Source organism: Streptomyces thermoalcalitolerans (assembly GCF_039525155.1).
Classification (GTDB): Bacteria; Actinomycetota; Actinomycetes; order Streptomycetales; family Streptomycetaceae; genus Streptomyces; species Streptomyces thermovulgaris.
Genome location: NZ_BAAAHG010000006.1, coordinates 70,975 through 87,795, shown reverse-complemented (window position 1 = coordinate 87,795; position 16,821 = coordinate 70,975). Strand labels below are relative to the sequence as shown.

Sequence of the window (16,821 nt, the reverse complement as noted above, 5' to 3'; positions counted from 1 at the left end):
GGCAAGATCCGGACACTGGTTAGGCTGAGGATCGCCCACGCCCGCGCACGGCAGGAGACGCGCACATGGCAGACCGCAAGCCGATCGAGTCGTGGCTCACCGACATGGACGGCGTCCTCATCCACGAGGGCGTTCCGATCCCTGGTGCCGACGCCTTCCTGAAGAAGCTGCGGGAGTCGGGCCGGCCGTTCCTGGTGCTCACCAACAACTCCATCTACACCCCGCGCGATCTGCGCGCCCGGCTGGTGCGCATGGGGCTGGACGTGCCGGAGAAGAACATCTGGACCTCCGCCCTGGCCACGGCGCAGTTCCTCGACGACCAGCGGCCCGGCGGCAGCGCCTACGTCATCGGCGAGGCCGGTCTGACCACCGCTCTGCACGAGATCGGCTACGTCCTGACCGACCAGGACCCCGACTTCGTGATCCTCGGGGAGACCCGGACGTACTCCTTCGAGGCCATGACGAAGGCCGTGCGCCTGATCAACGACGGTGCCCGGTTCATCGCCACCAACCCGGACAACGTGGGTCCCTCCGCCGAGGGCGCCCTGCCCGCCACCGGCTCGGTCGCCGCCCTGATCACCGCGGCGACCCGCAAGAAGCCGTACTTCATCGGCAAGCCCAACCCGCTGATGATGCGCGCCGGACTGAACGCGATCGGCGCCCACTCGGAGACCTCCGCCATGATCGGCGACCGCATGGACACCGATGTGCTCGCGGGCCTGGAGGCCGGGATGCGGACGTTCCTGGTCCTGACCGGTGTCACTCAGGCGAAGGACATCGACAGCTATCCGTTCCGGCCCTCCCGCGTGGTCGACTCGATCGCGGATCTCGTCGAGCACATCTGACACTTCTGTCACATCTGACCGGACACACCGACCGGACACATCCGACCGGACACATCCGACCGGCCGGAGCGCGTCCGGCCGACGGAGGATCCCCGGTCCCTCGGCGCTCTGTTCACCCGTTCGGAGCAGTAGCGGGGCTGCAATGAGTGCGGGGCCGGGCCGCCGGGCGTCTCCTGGTGAACGGAGGTGTCACGATGGGTCCAGTACGTCTCACCCTGTGTGCGGGACTTCTGGTGGGGACCCTCCTGGTTCCCACGGCCGAGACCGCGAGAGGGCACACCGAGGTGTCCGGTCCCGCTCCCGCCGCCCTGGAGGCCCCCGCCGCCCCCGCCGGTCCCGGCACCGAGCACGCCGTGACCGGGCTGCTTCTCGCCGGTGCCGCCGCAGCGGCCGTCGCCCGCCGGAGCCGCAGGCCGGCCGCCGACCGAGGACGTGATCACCATGACCGGCCCTGACCCCGCCCCCGACCGTGTCCCCTCCCCCTCTTCCCGCCCCTCTCCCTCCTCCCATGGCACCGGCCGTCTCCTGGCCGGCCTGGCCTGGGCCGTGCTGCTGCTCGGGGCGTGGCTGTGGGGGAGCAGCGGCCCGAGCGAGGTGCAGCAGCCGCCGGCCGCCCCGGTCACCGGGGACATGGCCGCGGCCGGCCGGCCCACCGGAACCGGCCGCTGAGCCCGCTGAACAACCTCCCGGGTCCCGCCGAACCATCTCCCGGGCCTCGTCGCACCGGGCGATCGGCCGGCTTCGCCACAGTGCGTGAGCGCCGCACCACACTGTGACAGCATGGGGCGTGGCGTGGCTCGACGCACCAGGGGGGAAGATGTACGGCAAGAAGGGGGCTCTCTCGCGTGCCCGTGCGGCGGGAGTCCGGGCGTGTGCGGCGGTGCTGGGGGCGGCGTTGCTGACCGCCGGGTGTTCCCTGGGAGGAGGGGACGACCGGGACGACGGCGCCGGGACCGTCCGCCGGTCCCAGGACGTCACCCCGTTCTGGGTCAACCCGGACAGCCAGGCGGCCCGGCAGGTCGCCGCGTACGTCAAGGCCGGGAGGAAGGCCGACGCCGAGCTGATCCGGAGGATCGCCGAGCAGCCGACCGGCGAGTGGATCGGGCCGGAGAACCCCGAGCAGGAGGTCCGCGCTCTCACCGAGGCCGCCGACAAGGCGGACCGCATTGCGCTGCTCGTCCTCTACAACATCCCGCACCGCGACTGCGGCCAGTACTCCCAGGGAGGCGCCGCCGACGGTGCCGCCTACCGGGCGTGGGTGGACGGCGTCGCCCGGGGCATCGGGGACCGCGCGGCCGTGGTGATCCTGGAGCCGGACGCCGTGCTGCACCTGGTGGACGGCTGCACCCCCGAGGAGTTCCGGGACGAGCGCTACGAGCTGCTCAAGGGCGCGATCGAACGGCTCACGTCCCTGAAGAACACCAAGGTCTACCTGGACGCGGGCAACGCCGGCTGGGGCGACCCCGACCAGATCTTCGAGCCGCTGCGGAGGGCGGGCGTGGACCGGGCCGACGGCTTCGCGGTGAACGTCTCCAACTTCTACTCCACCCAGGACTCCATCGCCTACGGAAAGCGGCTGTCCGAGAAGATCGGCAACAAGCACTTCGTCATCGACACCAGCCGCAACGGCAACGGCCCCTACCACGGCGGCGATCCGGACGAGCGCTGGTGCAACCCGCCCGGCCGGGCGCTCGGCGAGACCCCCACGACCAGAACCGCCGACCCCCTGGTCGACGCCTATCTGTGGATCAAGCGGCCCGGCGAGTCCGACGGCACCTGCAAGGGCGGGCCCAAGGCGGGCGACTGGTGGCCCGAGTACGCGCTCGGGCTCGCCAAGGCCGGCACGTAGCCGGGGACGGAAGCGATGCGGGGCGCCCTCCCCAGCGATACGGGGCGCCCCCCGCCGCAGGGCGGAGGAGGACGCCCCCTGAAGCTGTCGGGCTACGGCACCTTCACCCACTGGGCCTTGCTCGGCGTCCCCTGGTCGTCGACCACGAAGAGCATGTACCACCCGGACTGCACCAGGTTCCGGTTCTTCGGCATCGTCACCGTGATCCTGTCACCGGAGGCGGTGAAGTCCAGCGCGATCGAGCGCTGGTCGACGTCCGTGACATGCGTCGAGGCGCTCGGCCGTATCAGCCGGACCTTTCTGATCGCCCCGGCGTGCTGCGAGGTGAAGGTGCCGGAGGCGCCCCGGGCGATGGTCTTCGGGCCGCCCGACAGGGAGGGCCGCGAGTCCCGGTAGAGGTACGGCGGCGAGTAGATCTCGATGCGCTGCTCGAACTTCCCGGGTTTGGTGTTGGCCTTGTCGCCGAAGAGCGAGTCGGAGCCGAAGAACATCACCCGGCCGTCCGGCAGGAGGATCGAGCCGGCGTGGTAGTTGCGGCCCACCAGGGGGTCGGCGACCCGTTGGAAGGTGTCGGTCCTCGGGTCGTAGAGCCGGGCCTGGAGGATGTCGGAGTCGCTGCGGCCCCGGTAGTCCTCCGAGCCGCCGGAGATCAGGACGGTGTCGTCGGGCAGGATCGAGGACTGCGGGTAGCGGGTGCCCTTCTCCAGCGACGGGCCGTCCCTGAAGCGCGGGTTCTCAGCCTTCAGGTCGATGATCCGGGTCTTCTTGCTGGACCGCCTGGACTCGCCGACCCCGCCGCCGCCGATCACCATGAACCGCTCGTCCTGCGCGGGCGGCAGCATGACCGTGCCGGAGGTCTCCATCAGATCGGGGTCGCTCAGACCGGGCAGCTTGGTGAACTCATTGGTGTCCACGTCCCAGATGCCCGGGTCGCGGCCCTTGTCGGCGGGGCCGTAGCCCGCGTTGGAGCCCGAGTAGAACAGCTTGCCGTTCTGCAGCAGGAACAGCGCCGGGTAGGTGGGGAACTGACGGATCTTCGGCGTGTACGACCACTTCTTGGTCCTGGGGTCGTAGATCTCGTTCTTGCCCGGGACCAGCTGGCCGATGTCGTCGAGGCCGGAGACGCTGAGGATCCTGCCGTCGCTCAGGGTGGCGAGCGTCGGGTACCAGCGGGCCTCGTGCATCGGGTCGACCTTGATGTACTTCTCGGCGACCGGGTCGAACTCGTAGGCGTCCCGGATCCCCTGGAAGTCCTTCTTGTCCAGGGCGAGCTTCTCCGCGATGCCGTAGGTGTTGCGGGCGTCGAGGCCGGTCAGGCCCTGGATCCGGTAGTTGTCCTGGGTGCCGGTCTCGTACGCGGCACCGCTCTTCTGCGCCTCGACGTAGACACGGCCCAGCCCCGGGGTGTTGCCGATGAACCGGCCGGTTTTGTCGAAGTTCTTCTTGGCGCGCGGCACCAGCACCGGGTCCTTGGAGACGAACGTCTTGCCGTTCTCCCGGCCGGTGAACTTCGTGCCCGCGGGCAGGGTGACCGGCTTGTCCGGATTCTCGTTGTGGACGATCATCAGGCCGCCGGCCTTGGTGACGTCGCCCTTGAGCTTCTCGTATCGCTTGGTGCCGCCGGCGATCAGGATCTTGCCGTCGGCGAGCTGGGTGTGCCCCGTGCAGAACAGGTCCTCGGGCGTGGGCACCTTCTTGATGGTGCCCTTGACCGGGTCCCACAGGCGGGTGTCGAACCGCCGGGCGTCGAAGTTCTTCTTGTTGTTGCCCGAGCCGGCGACCAGCAGCACCTTGCCGGTGTGCAGCAGTACGGCGTGGATGGTGTTCTGCCGGTACTTCTCCGGGAACTCGACGATCTCCCAGTGGCCGTTCTCGGCCTTGTACTCGGGTCTGTTGATCTTGTAGTGGTGGTAGCGCTCCGTGCCGAAGCGGTAGAGCCACGGTCCGTTCATCGCGGCCAGAGCGACTGCCACCACCGCGCCGACTCCGAGCCGTCGGGCGCGGCGGAGGCCGGCCTGGTCCCTCATTCCTTGTGTCCCCCCAGTCCACCGAGGGCGATCTGCAGGGTGTGCTCGCCCGTCGTGTCGTCCGTCGTGTCGTCCGTCATGTCGTCCGTCGGGCCGGCCGTCGGGCCGGCCATCGTGCTGGTTGTCGTACCGGCTGTCGCCGCGGTCGCTGTGCCGTGCGTGGTGCCGGCCGTCGTCTCAGCCGTCGTCGCGGTGGCCGTCGCGGTGGCCGTCCCGTCCATCGCGCGGTGTGCGGTGACGCCCGCCGCGGCCCATGCGGGGCGCCGTGACGCGGGGGCCGGGGCGGCGTCCTGCGGCTTCGGTGCGGCGGCCGGGCGCGCGCTCGCCTTCCGCTCCTGCCGCAGCGTCCACCGCCAGGCGAAGATCGGTGCGGCCGTGATGAGCAGGGCGAGCGCGGCCCAGGTGATCATCGCCGGGTGGGAGTGCCCGAGGACGAACCCGGCGGCGAGCGAGCCGCCGAAGACCGCGATGAAGAACCAGTGGACGCGGAACGTGCCGAACAGGGTGTCGGGGCTCGCCGACTCGCCCTTCGGGGTCACCACGAACCTGCTCTTGCGGCGCAGGACGGCGTCCATCAGTGAGCGCGCGTAGATCGGTGCCGACAGCGCCGACATCACCATGCCGGCCACCCCGCCGGAGCCCTCCGGCTCGTGCGGGGAGACGTTGTGCCGGCGGTTCCAGACGTACAGGCCGATCTGGAGCGCGGAGGCGTTGCCGTAGAGCATCAGCCAGACGGTCGGGTCGATGTTCACCCCCGAGGCGCCCAGGCCCAGGAACAGGGCGCAGCTCAGCGCCGCCAGGATCCAGTTGAGGGCGGACATCGGGTAGAAGATGATCATCATGGTGTAGTTGAAGAGCCGGCCCGGCGGCAGCGAGTACCAGCCCTTCCAGTACTGCTTGAGGATCGTCTCGTAGGTCCCCCGCGACCAGCGCAGCTGCTGGGTGAAGAAGTCCGTCCAGGCGCTCGGGCCCTCGCCCACCGCGAGCACGTCGGGGGTGTAGACCGACTTCCATCGGCGGCCGGTGGCCGGGTTCCTGGCCCGGTGCATCTCGAAGCCGGTGGCCATGTCCTCGGTGATCGAGTCGTACAGGCCGCCGATCTGCTGGAGCGCCTTGACGCGTACGGCGTTGGAGGTGCCGACGAACATGGGGGCGCCGTAGCGGTTGCCGGCGCGCTGGATGAGGGCGTGGAAGAGGAACTGCTGCGACTCGGCCGCCTTGGTGACGAAGGTGTCGTAGTTGCCGTAGACCTGCGGGCCGATGACGAAGCCGACGTCCGGGTCGCGGAAGTAGCCCAGCATCCGCTCCAGATAGTTGGGCAGCGGCACATGGTCGGTGTCGACGGAGGCGAAGAAGTCGTAGTCGTCGCCGTGCGCCTGGAGCCAGGCGTTGTAGTTGCCGTGCTTGGTCCTGGCGCGGTACGGGCCCTTGGGCTGGTTCCAGCGCTCGACGCCCTTGCGGCTGAAGTGGTGGACGCCCAGACGTGCGCAGACCGCCTTCACCTCGGGGTCGTCGCCCTCGTCGAGCAGCCAGACGTGCAGCAGGCCCCGGTGGCGCAGCCGGACGGCGGCCTCCAGGGTCCTGGTCACCATCTCCAGGGGTTCCTTGCCGGGGACGAAGGAGGTCAGGAAGGCGACCCTCGTGCCGGCCTCGGGCACCACGGGTACGGGATCGCGGGCGACCAGGGTGGCGTGCGCGTTGGACAGCACGTTCAGGCAGCGGAACAACTCGATCAGGCCGATCGAGACCAGCATCACCACGTCGAGGGCCGGCAGGAAGTCGTAGGCCGGGTGATCGCGCTCGGTCCAGTGGTCGGGCTGCAGCAGCCAGGCCAGCAGGACCAGCGACAGCAGCGGCGCGGCGGCCAGCATCAGGGCGACCCGGACACGGTGCGGCTCCTGGGAGAGCAGCGAGCGGTACCGCACCCGGTACGGCTTGTCCGGGTCGGGCCGGGTGAGGGGGCCGGCCAGCCGGCTGTAGTGCTCGTAGTCGTATCTCGGCAGCGTCCTCTTGATTCTGCTCAGGGCATCGGTGTCGCCGTCATGGTCCGCCGGCCTTCGGAGTCGAGTCGTCTGCGAAGGGCCGGAATGCTGCCGGACACCCTTCGACGCGGACGTCATGCGTCATCCCCCCCATGCGCACAGGTGCGCGGTGTATCGGTTCTCCCGCCCGCTTCAGACCCCCCTCGGCCTTCCGCGGGCGTATGCGTGCCGGGCCGCGGGCACCGCGTCGTCCCCCCCTGTGGACCCAGGGACACGGCACCGCGGCCGGCCGGTTGCACGACCGCCCCCTTGCAGGGCCGCTTTCCCGGCGGTATCGACGCCCAGGCCCCTCTTCCCCGTGGAGCGGGCAACCGGCCGCTCTGCCCCCCATCACCCCCAATGGCCTCAAGAACAGCGAACTGCCGCCCATGGGCAGCAGTTCGGCATACAGGGTTCTACGGTGCTCGGCATGATCGCAAGATGCGGCGAAAGCCGGAAAAATGGCGTGAAAGAAGCGGGAAGAGGCTGAGACGGAGGCCGGAGGAAACCGAGGCGGAAGCCGGAGGGAGCCGGGAGCCGGAGGAAACAGCGAGGGCGAGCCCGGTCCGCGCTTCCGCGGGCCTGGCTCGCCCTCGTCGTCGTACGCCGCCAGGGACTCGAACCCCGGACCCGCTGATTAAGAGTCAGCTGCTCTAACCAACTGAGCTAGCGGCGCCTGTCGACTCCTCCACTGTACCTGACGTCCGGGGGTGCTCCGGTCACCCCGGGGCTTCGGAGCCCGAGGGGCGTGGGGCCGGGAATCGGATTCGCGATTGGTATGGACATGTTCAACTAACGCCCATAGGCTGAGACTTGGTCTAGACCTGCACAGCTCACTTTCCCCCACACCTCCAGGAGCGGCAGTATGCGCGCCAGGACCAAGCTGCACGCGGCCGTGATCGGCCTGACGACCGTCGGAGCTCTCGTGCTCTCCACCGGCGGCGCCAGCAGCCATGGCTACACCGATCTCCCCATCAGCCGGCAGAAGCTCTGCGCCAATGGCACCGTGCCCAACTGCGGCGACATCCAGTGGGAGCCGCAGAGCGTCGAGGGCCCCAAGGGCTTCCCGGCGTCCGGCCCGGCCGACGGACGGATCTGTTCCGGCAACAACGCCCGGTTCAGCCAGCTCGACAGCCCCAGAACCCCCTCGGGCGCGGCCTGGCCGGCCACCAAGGTCAACGGCGGACAGAGCTACACCTTCCGGTGGCAGTTCACGGCCGCGCACGCCACGACCGACTTCAAGTACTACGTGACCAAGCAGGGCTGGAACCAGAACCGCGCCCTGACCCGCGCCGACTTCAACACGACTCCGTTCCTGACGGTCCCGTACAACGGTCAGCGCCCGCCGTCCACCCTCAGCCACAGCGGCACCCTGCCGACCGGGCTGAGCGGCCGCCATGTGATTCTCGCGGTCTGGACGATCGCCGACACGAACAACGCGTTCTACGCCTGCTCGGACGTCACGTTCTGAGCACCCCGGGCCACCGGGCCGGCCGGCGCGGGATCCGCCCCGTCGGCCGGCCCGGCACCACATCCGGCCACATGCCGAAGGGCCCCTCGTGATCACGAGAGGCCCTTCACCGGTACGCCGCCAGGGACTCGAACCCCGGACCCGCTGATTAAGAGTCAGCTGCTCTAACCAACTGAGCTAGCGGCGCATGATTCCCGCCGTCCGCCTTCCACGTCCGGCGACAGGGAAAATATTACCTGCTTTTCCGGGGTGCTTCCGACCACCCCGACGTGATACTCCCCACCATGACGGCCGGCCCCGGTGGCCGGTCCCGGTGGCCGGTCCCGGTGGCCGGTCCCGGTGGCCGGTCCCGGTGGCCGGTCCCGGTGGCCGGTCCCGGTGGCCGGTCCCGGTGGCCGGTCCTGGGGGCCGGTCCTGGGGGCCGGTCTGGTGGCCGGTCTGGTGGCCGATCCCGGTGGTCGGCCCGGTGACCGGCCCCTCAGAGCACCGAGCGCAGGCACTCCTGGGTGAGCTCGTGGTCCGGGTCGCCGAAGAGCTTCTCCGGCGGACCGGACTCGGTGATCCGGCCCGCGCCGGACATCAGCACCTGGTCGGAGATGTCCCGGGCGAACCCCGTCCCATGGGTCACGCACAGCAGGGTGATGCCGGTGCTGCGGACGATGTCCCGCAGCAGATCGAGCACGCCCGCGACCAGCTCCGGGGCCAGTGCCGAGGCCACCTCGTCCGGCAGCAGCACCCGTGGCCGCCTCCCACTGGCCGGATGGCACGGCGAGGACGAAGTGCACGACGAGGACCACCGTGCAGACGGGGGCGCTCCGGCCGGTGGCGCTGCGCACCAGCCGGGCCGCGAAGGTGAGGTCGCCCACTCCGGGCACGGACACCAGGGCAGTGCCTTTGAGCAGCTCGGTCAGCAGGTTGTTGAACGGCGGAACCATCTCCGGCCAGGCCTGCGGCGGCACGATCATGCGCAGCCGCCGGGCCGGGATGAAGCCCAGGGTGGCACCGGCCTCGCGCTGTGCCCGCGGCACCGCGGCTACCGCACCCCGGACGACTTCCGAGCCGCAGGCGCCGTAGGTGCACCCCAGCGTCAGTACGGCCGCCCATATCGGGTCCACCAGTGCACCGCCGCGGACACGGGCGAGGTCCGGTCCCGGCAGGCCCGGGCACAAGAGGGGCCGCGCCGCGCCGACGGGGTACCCGGACCGTGGGCGTGGGCCCAACCGGCCGCTCCCTTCGACCGCGGCGCAGCAGGGAGGCTGGACATGACCGCACTCGGACTCCTCTACCCGGGCCACTTCGCCGAGGACGACTACCCGCGCATCGAGCAGCTCCTGGGCAGCGACATCCGAGTGGACCTGGTCCACACCGACCCCGGCGAGGACATCCGCCGGGTGGGCACGCTGCTCGAGCTCGGTCTGCTCGAGCGGCTCGTCCAGGGCACGGAGCGGCTGCGCCTGGCCGGGGCGGAGACGGTGGTGTGGGCGTGCGACGGCGGCAGCTTCGTACGCGGCTGGCAGGGCGCGCACGAACAGGTCCGCGAGCTGGCCCTGGCCGCGGGCATGCCGGCCTCCTCCACCTCCTTCGGCTTTGTGCACGCGGCGGCCGAGATCGGTGTGCGCCGGGTGGCTCTCGCCGCGACCTACCCCGAGGACGTCACCGGCCTGCTCGTGGACTTCCTGCGCGTCGGAGAGATCGAGACGGTCGCCGCCCGCAGCGCCGGGGCCGTCACGGCGGCCGAGGTGGCCGGCTGGGGCGAGGCGGAGGTCCTGGCCCTGGCCCGGGAGGCGGACGTCTCCCGGGCGGAGGCGGTCCTGCTGCCCGACACCGCCCTGCACACCGCGGCCCACATCCCGGCCCTGGAGAAGGACCTGGGCAAGCCGGTCCTCACGGCGAACCAGGTGAGCGTGTGGGAGGCCCTGCGCCTCGCCGACCGCCGGGTCAACGCCCCCGCGCTGGGCGCGCTGTTCACCCGGGAGCCGATTGTGCAGGTGTGAGCCGCCGCGGTTGCGGACCCTCTCGGGCGGGCTTTCCCTGGAAGTAGCGGCGGAGCAGCGAGAACGCCCGGGCCCACGGCACGGGGCGACCGACCTCGCCTGCGTGTACGTCCCTGGGAACGGCCCGTCGTTCCCGCCGTCCAGCGTCCGACGCGGAGGTGACCCAGGTGAAAGCCGTCGTCTATCAGAAGCCCTTCAACGTAGCGGTGAAGGAGGTCGACGATCCACAGATCCAGCACCCGAACGATGTGATCGTACGGGTCACGTCGACCGCGATCTGCGGATCCGACCTGCACATGTACGAGGGCCGTACGGCCGCCAAGCCGGGGATCGTCTTCGGTCACGAGAACCTCGGCATCATCGAGGAGGTCGGCAGCGGCGTGACCTCGCTGGCCGAGGGCGACCGGGTCGTGATGCCGTTCAATGTGGCCTGCGGGTTCTGCAAGAACTGCCTCGCCGGGAAGACCGGGTTCTGTCTGACGGTCAACCCCGGCTTCGCGGGCGGAGCCTACGGATACGTGGCCATGGGCCCGTACACCGGAGGCCAGGCGGAGCGACTGCGCGTGCCCTACGCCGACTTCAACTGTCTGAAGCTGCCGCCGGGCGACGAGTTCGAGAACGACTTCGTGCTGCTTGCCGACATCTTCCCGACCGGCTACCACGGCTGTGAACTCGCCCAGGTGAAGCCGGGCGAGTCCGTCGCCGTCTTCGGCGCGGGACCGGTGGGCCTGATGGCCGCCTACTCGGCGCTGCTGCGCGGCGCCTCCAAGGTGTTCTCGGTCGACCGGGTGCCCGAGCGGCTCGCCAAGGCGGAGGAGATCGGGGCCATCCCGATCGACTTCACCCAGGGCGACCCGGCCGAGCAGATCAAGGAGCAGACGAACGGAGAAGGCACCGACAAGGGTGTGGACGCCGTCGGCTACCAGGCCACGTCCCACAAGGACACCAGCCACGAGGAGCCCGCCGTCGTCCTGAACACGCTCGTCAACACGGTGCGGCCCACCGGCATGCTCGGTGTGCCGGGCCTGTACGTGCCCTCCGACCCGGGCGGCCCCGACGAGCACGCCAAGCACGGCCAACTGCTGGTCTCCATCGGCAAGATGTTCGAGAAGGGCCAGCAGATGGGCACCGGTCAGTGCAACGTCAAGCAGTACAACCGCCAGCTGCGCGATCTGATCATCGCCGGCCGCGCCAAGCCCAGCTTCGTGGTCTCCCACACCCTTCCGCTGGAGCAGGCGCCTCAGGCGTACGAGAAGTTCGACAAGCGGATCGAGGGCTACACCAAGGTGGTGCTGCGTCCGGGCCACGCACTGGCGGCGTGACGGAGCACTCATGACCGGACGTCCGTGACCGGACGCCCGTGACCGGTCACCGAGGGGAGCCGCCGTCCGGGGCGGCTCCCCTCGGCTGTCCGGGGCAGGAGGGCGGGCGGGAACCGGGCGGCCGGTGAGAAGGACGAGCGGGAAAAGAAACAAAAGCAAAAGGAACAAAAAGCAACGGTGCCCTGTTGACGCCGGTCGGAGAAGCGAACGGCGAGAACAGGAGGCACCGGTGACGGGAGACGAGATCAGGGGCAAGGCCCAGGGAACCGCCCCCGTACCCCTCTCCGTACTGGACCTGGTCACCGTGGGCGCGGGCCACACCGCGACCGACGCCCTCAGAACCAGCGTCGCCCTGTCGACCCTCGCGGAGTCCCGCGGCTATCACCGCTACTGGGTGGCCGAACACCACTCCATGCCCGGTGTGGCCTCCTCCTCACCGGCGGTGATCCTCGCCCACCTCGCCGCCCACACCCACCGCATCCGCCTCGGCTCCGGCGGCGTCATGCTCCCCAACCACGCGCCCCTGGTCGTCGCGGAGCAGTTCGGCACCCTGGAGGCCATGGCCCCCGGCCGCATCGACCTCGGCCTCGGCCGCGCCCCCGGAACGGACGGCGCCACCGCCGCCGCCCTGCGCCGCACGGACCGGCTGAACGAGAGCGTCGACGACTTCCCCCGGCAGCTCGTCGAGCTGATCCATTTCCTCGACGACGACTTCCCCGAGGGCCACCCCTACCACCGTGTCCACGCCGTCCCCGGCCCGGTCCAGGGCACCTCCCCGGGCGGGGTGCAGTCCCCGCACCGCCCGCCGATCTGGCTTTTGGGCTCCTCCGACTTCAGTGCCCGCCTCGCCGGCAGACTCGGTCTGCCCTTCGCCTTCGCCCACCACTTCTCCGCGCGGAACACCATCCCCGCGCTCGAGCTGTACCGCGAGTCCTTCCGGCCGAGCGAGGTGCTCGACGCCCCGTACACCCTGATCGGTGTCGCCGCACTCGCCGCCGACGAGGAGAGGGAGGCCCGCCGCCAGGTGCTGGCCGCCGCGCTGAGCATGATCCGGCTGCGCACCGGCCGCCCCGGCCTCGTGCCCACTCCGGAGGAGGCGGAGGCATACGAATTCAGCCCGATGGAGCGGGAGTTCGTCGAGTCCTGGAACGCCGACGTCGTGTACGGCACCCCCGACGAGGTCCGCGCCGGCCTCGACGAGCTGCACAAGCGCACCGGCGCCGACGAGTTGATGATCACAAGCACCGCGCCCAGCGGCGCCATACGCCTGCGCAGCTACGAACTCATCGCGGACGCCTACGGTTTCCCGAGGAACTGAGCGCGGCTCAGCACCGGCTGCCCAGCAGCTCGGAGATACGGTCCGGCGACACCGGCCGGGAGTACAGCCATCCCTGCCCGGTGTCGCAGCCGATCCGGCGCAGCCGGCTGGCCTGGTCGCAGGTCTCCACGCACTCGGCGGTGACGGTGAGCCCCAGCCGGTGGGCGAGCTGGACCATCGCCTCCACGATGACCTCGTCCGCGGGGCTCGGCCGTCCCGCCGCACCGTCGTGCTCCTCGTCGTGCTCCTCGCCGTGTTCCCCGGCGTTCTCCTTGGTGTTCCCCTCGTTCTGGAAGCCCCGTACGAAGGAGCCGTCCAGCTTCAGCGCCGACACCGGCAGCCGGCTGAGATAGGCGAGGTTGGAGTAGCCGGTGCCGAAGTCGTCGATGGCGATGCGCACGCCCATGTCGCTCAGCGCCCGCAGGGACTGGAGCGGCCGGCCGGCCGAGCCCATCACCGCCGACTCGGTCAGCTCCAGTTGCAGCAGATGCGGCGCCAGCCCGGTCTCGGCCAGCACTTCGGCCACGTCCGCGACCAGGTCGGAGTCCCAGACCTGACGGACCGCGACATTGACGCTGACGAAGATCGGCGGCTCGTCCGGGTGGTCCAGCTGCCAACGGCGGGCCTGGCGGCAGGCGGTGGCCAGGATCCAGCGGCCCAGCGGCACGATCGAGCCGTCCTCCTCCGCCAGCGCGATGAACCGATTCGGCGTCAGCGTGCCGAACTGCGGGTGCCGCCAGCGGACCAGGGCCTCCACTCCGCGCAGCCGGCCGTCGTCCATGCCGACCAGCGGCTGGTACTCCAGGGTGAACTCACCGCGTTCGACGGCCGTGCGCAGTGAGGAGACCAGGGCCTGGCGGGTCATGCGGTGCGCGTTGCGCTCCGGGTCGAACAGGGTCCAGCGGGCCTTGCCGTCCGCCTTCGCCCAGTACAGCGTCGTGTCGGCCGCCTGCATCAGCGCGGTGGCCGACGTACCGGCCGCGTGCCGCTCCACCACGCCGATGGACGCCGACACCGACAGCTGCCGGCCGGAGATCTCGAACGGTGCCTGCAGGGCCGTGAGCACCGACTCGGCCAGCTCCGCGAGCTGCTCGGTGCCGGTCGAGCCCTCCACGAGCAGTGCGAACTCGTCGCCGCCGAGCCGGGCCACCAGCGGGGCGCTCGTGCGGCCCTGGCCGGCCTCGTTCGCGCACCGGGTCAGCCGTTCGGCCACGGCCGCGAGCAGCCGGTCGCCGATCCGGTGGCCGAGGGTGTCGTTGACCGCCTTGAAACCGTCCAGGTCCAGGTAGCACAGCCCGATCCGGCCGCTTCCGCCGCTCTCGTACGACTCCGCCTCCAGCGCGGCCGACAGCCGCTCGAAGAACAGGGTGCGGTTGGGCAGCCGGGTCACCGGGTCGTGGTTCTGCAAGTGCCGCAGCCGGTCCTGGAGTTCGCGCCGGGCGCTGATGTCGGCGACGGACAGCAGCACATTCGGGGACTCCGGTGCCAGGGGAGCGACGGTGATCTGGACCCACAGGCGGTGGCCGTCGGGATGTTTGAGGCGGCGGGCGCAGCGCAGCCGGGCCCGCCGGCCCTCCAGCACCTGGTGGTAGGCGTGCCGGATCCGGGCGTCGGAGGTCAGGTCCACCAGGTCGGCGGCGACCTGCCCGGTGAACTCCTCGGGGCCGCCGCCGAGCAGCGCGCCGAAGGTGTCGTTGGCGCTGACCACCAGGCCGTCGCGGTCCACGACGGCCATGGCCAGCGGCGCGGCGGAGAAGGCGGAGCGGAAGGGGGGGTCCGCGAGGGGACGCTTCAAGGCGGCGGCGGACGGCTGTTGGTCCATGTCGGTGAATCCGGCGGGAGCGGGCGCGGACTCCGCCATCGGAGTGGGGCCGGCCGCGGGGAGGGGGTCGTCGGAGCCGCTGCCGGACGGCGCGGACGGGGCGGTGGCGACGGTCCGCCCGGCCGCGGGGACCACGACCGGCTCGGTGCCCGGACACGGCGTTGCGTCACTGTGCGTGACATTCGGCTGGATGAGGTCTGTCGCGGGCGTCGGCCCTTCGGACGTTCCGCTCACCGCTCGCTCCCGCAGTGCACTCGGTCTTCGTATCGGTCTCGTCGGGGGCCGGCCGGGGGACGAACGGCCCTGCGGCCCGTGTCCGCGCAGGGAAGTGCAAGGAAAGTGTGCCGATCATAGAGGCCGCCGGCGGACCCCTTCCAGCCACTTGCCGGCCTCGCCCCACGACCGACCCCGCGGGTGGATCGCTTCTGTCCACACCTGGACGGGTTCTTCAGTCGGCCGATCACTTGTGACGTTCCGTGAGCAGTCCGGGGCTGTCGCCTCCCCGGAGCCCGCGCCGGGCTGTCGCGTCGCGGTCTCAGGCCTCTCACCCTTCCGATGCAGGTAAACAGGACGTATGCCTACAAATTGGCACAAGCTGGGTTTGGTGTCCTGTGAACCGCCCGGAGGTCCTCGTGCCGCGTCAGCTCCCCCTGAAGGCGCTCGGCCACGACGCCCTCAGGGCGCTCGGCCGGGCGGGAGTGCGCGGGGCGGGCCCCCGACTGCGCAGCACCGCGGCCGTGTTCACCACCCTGTCGGCGGTCGCCGCCACCTCGATCCTGACCGGGCCGTCCGCCGCCGAACCGTTCGCGGCCTCCCCCTGCGCCCTGCGCCGCACGGACGTGCACCACTCGGAGGGCCTGGACACCTGGAACACCGCCTATCCGAGGCCCGTCCGGCCGCTCGACGCCGTCCTGGTGTTCCTGTCCTTCCCCGACTCGCCACCGCTCACCACCCCGGCCGAACTCGCCGCCGACCACTTCCCGGCCACCAGCCGGTTCTACGAGCAGGCGTCGTACGGCAGGTTCACCCTGCGCCCGCATCCGCTGCGGCACTGGGTCCAGATGCCCAAGCCCTCCACGGCGTACGGCCTGCACCGGGACTGGAGCGCCCGGGAACGGGCCGCCTATCTGGACGACGCGCTCGCCGCGGCCGACCCCGAGGTCGACTTCTCGCGCTACGACATCGTCTACTTCGTCGCCGACCCGGACGCGCCCGGCGTCGACTCGGACGCGACGAAGGTCGTCAATCTGGAAGCCCCGATGGGGGCCGACGGCACGGGGATCCGGCGGGTGGTGACGGTGTTCGAACGGCATCCGCCGGACCGGCTGGTGCTCGCCCATGAGACCGGACATGTCTTCGACCTGCCCGACCTGTACCGCCGGCCGGCGGACGGCAAGGGCGACTGGGACACCCATGTCGGGGACTGGGACCTGATGGGCAGCCAGTTCGCGCTCTCACCGGACCTGTTCGCCTGGCACAAGTGGAAGCTCGGGTGGCTGGAGCCGCGCCAGGTGACCTGTGTGCGGAGCATGGGGCCGACCCGGCTGACGCTGGAGCCGGTGGAGGCGGGGCCGGCGGGGGCGACGGGCGACGCCGGGGGGACACCGTTCGGGCTGGGCGGTGGGACGAAGCTGGCGGTGGTGCGCACCGGGAGCGACAGTGTGCTGGCCGTCGAGGCGCGGGCACAGCTCGGCAACGACGTGACCGGATGCCGGGCGGGGGTGCTGGTGTACCGGGTGCGCAACGGGGTGGAGTCGGGGCGCGGCCCCATCCAGGTGATCGACGCCCACCCGCGGACCGAGGCCTGCACGGCGACCTCCGTCCATCCGCCGCTCGCCGACGCTCCGATCGACGTCGGTGAGACCTTCACCGTGCCGGGGGACGGGGTCCGGGTGAAGGTGGAGGACCGCACGGCGTCCGGTGCCTACACGGTCGAGATCACACTCGGCTGACACCTCGATACGCAGGGTTGCGGGAGCAAAGGGAGGGTAAAGGGCAGAGTGAAGGGAAGAGCAAAGGGAGGCGCGGGGGCGGAGCTCCGGCACACGCGGTGAAGCCGCACGGAACGTCGTACAGGAACGTCGCACAGGAACAAGGAGCAGGAACAAGAAGGGCGAGCCTGGTCCACGTTCCCGCAGACCTGGACTCGCCC

12 protein-coding genes, 2 tRNA genes and 2 pseudogenes are annotated in these 16,821 nt (G+C 70.8%); 9 read left to right on the top strand and 7 right to left on the bottom strand.

Annotated elements, in window-relative coordinates:
* Positions 1-65 precede the first annotated feature (65 nt).
* From ABD224_RS06130 to ABD224_RS06115, 4 genes are all read left to right on the top strand, one after another.
* On the top strand, positions 66-845 hold the full coding sequence (locus ABD224_RS06130; RefSeq protein ID WP_344047613.1) for an HAD-IIA family hydrolase: 780 nt from the start codon (positions 66-68) through the stop codon (positions 843-845).
* A gap of 194 nt (positions 846-1,039) precedes the next feature.
* Positions 1,040-1,300, top strand: coding sequence for a hypothetical protein (locus tag ABD224_RS06125; protein WP_344047610.1), 261 nt, complete (start codon positions 1,040-1,042; stop codon positions 1,298-1,300).
* Positions 1,287-1,514, top strand: coding sequence for a hypothetical protein (locus ABD224_RS06120; protein ID WP_344047608.1), 228 nt, complete (start codon positions 1,287-1,289; stop codon positions 1,512-1,514). The genes ABD224_RS06125 and ABD224_RS06120 overlap by 14 nt, the downstream gene beginning before the upstream one ends.
* A gap of 148 nt (positions 1,515-1,662) precedes the next feature.
* Positions 1,663-2,694: a glycoside hydrolase family 6 protein gene (locus ABD224_RS06115; protein ID WP_344047606.1), complete on the top strand. Its 1,032-nt coding sequence runs from the start codon at positions 1,663-1,665 to the stop codon at positions 2,692-2,694.
* 92 nt (positions 2,695-2,786) lie between these two features.
* On the opposite strand, the gene glxA is transcribed toward ABD224_RS06115, so the two are convergent.
* The 3 genes from glxA to ABD224_RS06100 all read right to left on the bottom strand — a co-directional run bounded on the left by glxA (position 2,787) and on the right by ABD224_RS06100 (position 7,418).
* Entirely contained in the window at positions 2,787-4,721 is a 1,935-nt protein-coding gene (gene glxA, locus ABD224_RS06110; protein ID WP_344047604.1) for a radical copper oxidase GlxA, read from the bottom strand.
* Positions 4,718-6,841 carry a glycosyltransferase family 2 protein gene (locus ABD224_RS06105; RefSeq protein WP_344047602.1) on the bottom strand — a complete coding sequence of 708 codons (2,124 nt, stop codon included), beginning with the start codon at positions 6,839-6,841 and terminating at the stop codon, positions 4,718-4,720. Before ABD224_RS06105 ends, glxA begins: the two co-directional genes overlap by 4 nt.
* 503 nt (positions 6,842-7,344) lie before the next feature.
* A tRNA-Lys gene (locus ABD224_RS06100) sits at positions 7,345-7,418 on the bottom strand.
* 189 nt (positions 7,419-7,607) lie between these two features.
* Between ABD224_RS06100 and ABD224_RS06095 the strand changes: the two genes are divergently transcribed.
* Positions 7,608-8,213, top strand: coding sequence for a lytic polysaccharide monooxygenase auxiliary activity family 9 protein (locus tag ABD224_RS06095; RefSeq protein WP_344047600.1), 606 nt, complete (start codon positions 7,608-7,610; stop codon positions 8,211-8,213).
* 113 nt (positions 8,214-8,326) lie between these two features.
* Here ABD224_RS06095 and ABD224_RS06090 read toward each other — a convergent pair.
* From ABD224_RS06090 to ABD224_RS06080, 3 genes and pseudogenes are all read right to left on the bottom strand, one after another.
* A tRNA-Lys gene (locus ABD224_RS06090) sits at positions 8,327-8,400 on the bottom strand.
* A 291-nt stretch (positions 8,401-8,691) separates the two neighbouring features.
* Positions 8,692-8,970, bottom strand: a pseudogene (locus ABD224_RS06085) (ATP-binding cassette domain-containing protein); the annotation flags it as partial.
* Between the two features lie 9 nt (positions 8,971-8,979).
* Positions 8,980-9,322: pseudogene (locus tag ABD224_RS06080) on the bottom strand (ABC transporter permease subunit); the annotation flags it as partial.
* Positions 9,323-9,475: 153 nt separating this feature from the next.
* Between ABD224_RS06080 and ABD224_RS06075 the strand changes: the two are divergent.
* The 3 genes from ABD224_RS06075 to ABD224_RS06065 all read left to right on the top strand — a co-directional run bounded on the left by ABD224_RS06075 (position 9,476) and on the right by ABD224_RS06065 (position 12,847).
* The gene (locus ABD224_RS06075; protein WP_344047598.1) at positions 9,476-10,207 is read left to right on the top strand and encodes a maleate cis-trans isomerase family protein; all 732 of its coding nucleotides are present in this window, start codon (positions 9,476-9,478) and stop codon (positions 10,205-10,207) included.
* Positions 10,208-10,374: 167 nt separating this feature from the next.
* The gene (locus tag ABD224_RS06070) at positions 10,375-11,529 is read left to right on the top strand and encodes a glutathione-independent formaldehyde dehydrogenase (RefSeq protein WP_344047774.1); all 1,155 of its coding nucleotides are present in this window, start codon (positions 10,375-10,377) and stop codon (positions 11,527-11,529) included.
* 229 nt (positions 11,530-11,758) lie between these two features.
* The gene (locus tag ABD224_RS06065; protein WP_344047596.1) at positions 11,759-12,847 is read left to right on the top strand and encodes an LLM class flavin-dependent oxidoreductase; all 1,089 of its coding nucleotides are present in this window, start codon (positions 11,759-11,761) and stop codon (positions 12,845-12,847) included.
* A 7-nt stretch (positions 12,848-12,854) separates the two neighbouring features.
* On the opposite strand, the gene ABD224_RS06060 is transcribed toward ABD224_RS06065, so the two are convergent.
* Positions 12,855-14,903, bottom strand: coding sequence for a putative bifunctional diguanylate cyclase/phosphodiesterase (locus ABD224_RS06060; protein ID WP_344047594.1), 2,049 nt, complete (start codon positions 14,901-14,903; stop codon positions 12,855-12,857).
* Between the two features lie 398 nt (positions 14,904-15,301).
* On the opposite strand from ABD224_RS06060, the gene ABD224_RS06055 reads away from it, so the two are divergent.
* Positions 15,302-16,621, top strand: a complete 1,320-nt coding sequence (locus ABD224_RS06055) for a M6 family metalloprotease domain-containing protein (protein WP_344047592.1) — start codon at positions 15,302-15,304, stop codon at positions 16,619-16,621.
* Positions 16,622-16,821: the final 200 nt, after the last annotated feature.

Excerpts from the sequence above, each read along its gene's own strand:
- glxA (WP_344047604.1), bottom strand. The coding sequence starts at position 4,721 with ATGAGGGACCAGGCCGGCCTCCGCCGCGCCCGACGGCTCGGAGTCGGC.
- ABD224_RS06105 (WP_344047602.1), bottom strand. The coding sequence starts at position 6,841 with ATGACGTCCGCGTCGAAGGGTGTCCGGCAGCATTCCGGCCCTTCGCAG.
- ABD224_RS06125 (WP_344047610.1), top strand. The coding sequence starts at position 1,040 with ATGGGTCCAGTACGTCTCACCCTGTGTGCGGGACTTCTGGTGGGGACC.
- ABD224_RS06120 (WP_344047608.1), top strand. The coding sequence starts at position 1,287 with ATGACCGGCCCTGACCCCGCCCCCGACCGTGTCCCCTCCCCCTCTTCC.
- ABD224_RS06115 (WP_344047606.1), top strand. The coding sequence starts at position 1,663 with ATGTACGGCAAGAAGGGGGCTCTCTCGCGTGCCCGTGCGGCGGGAGTC.
- ABD224_RS06075 (WP_344047598.1), top strand. The coding sequence starts at position 9,476 with ATGACCGCACTCGGACTCCTCTACCCGGGCCACTTCGCCGAGGACGAC.
- ABD224_RS06095 (WP_344047600.1), top strand. The coding sequence starts at position 7,608 with ATGCGCGCCAGGACCAAGCTGCACGCGGCCGTGATCGGCCTGACGACC.
- ABD224_RS06130 (WP_344047613.1), top strand. The coding sequence starts at position 66 with ATGGCAGACCGCAAGCCGATCGAGTCGTGGCTCACCGACATGGACGGC.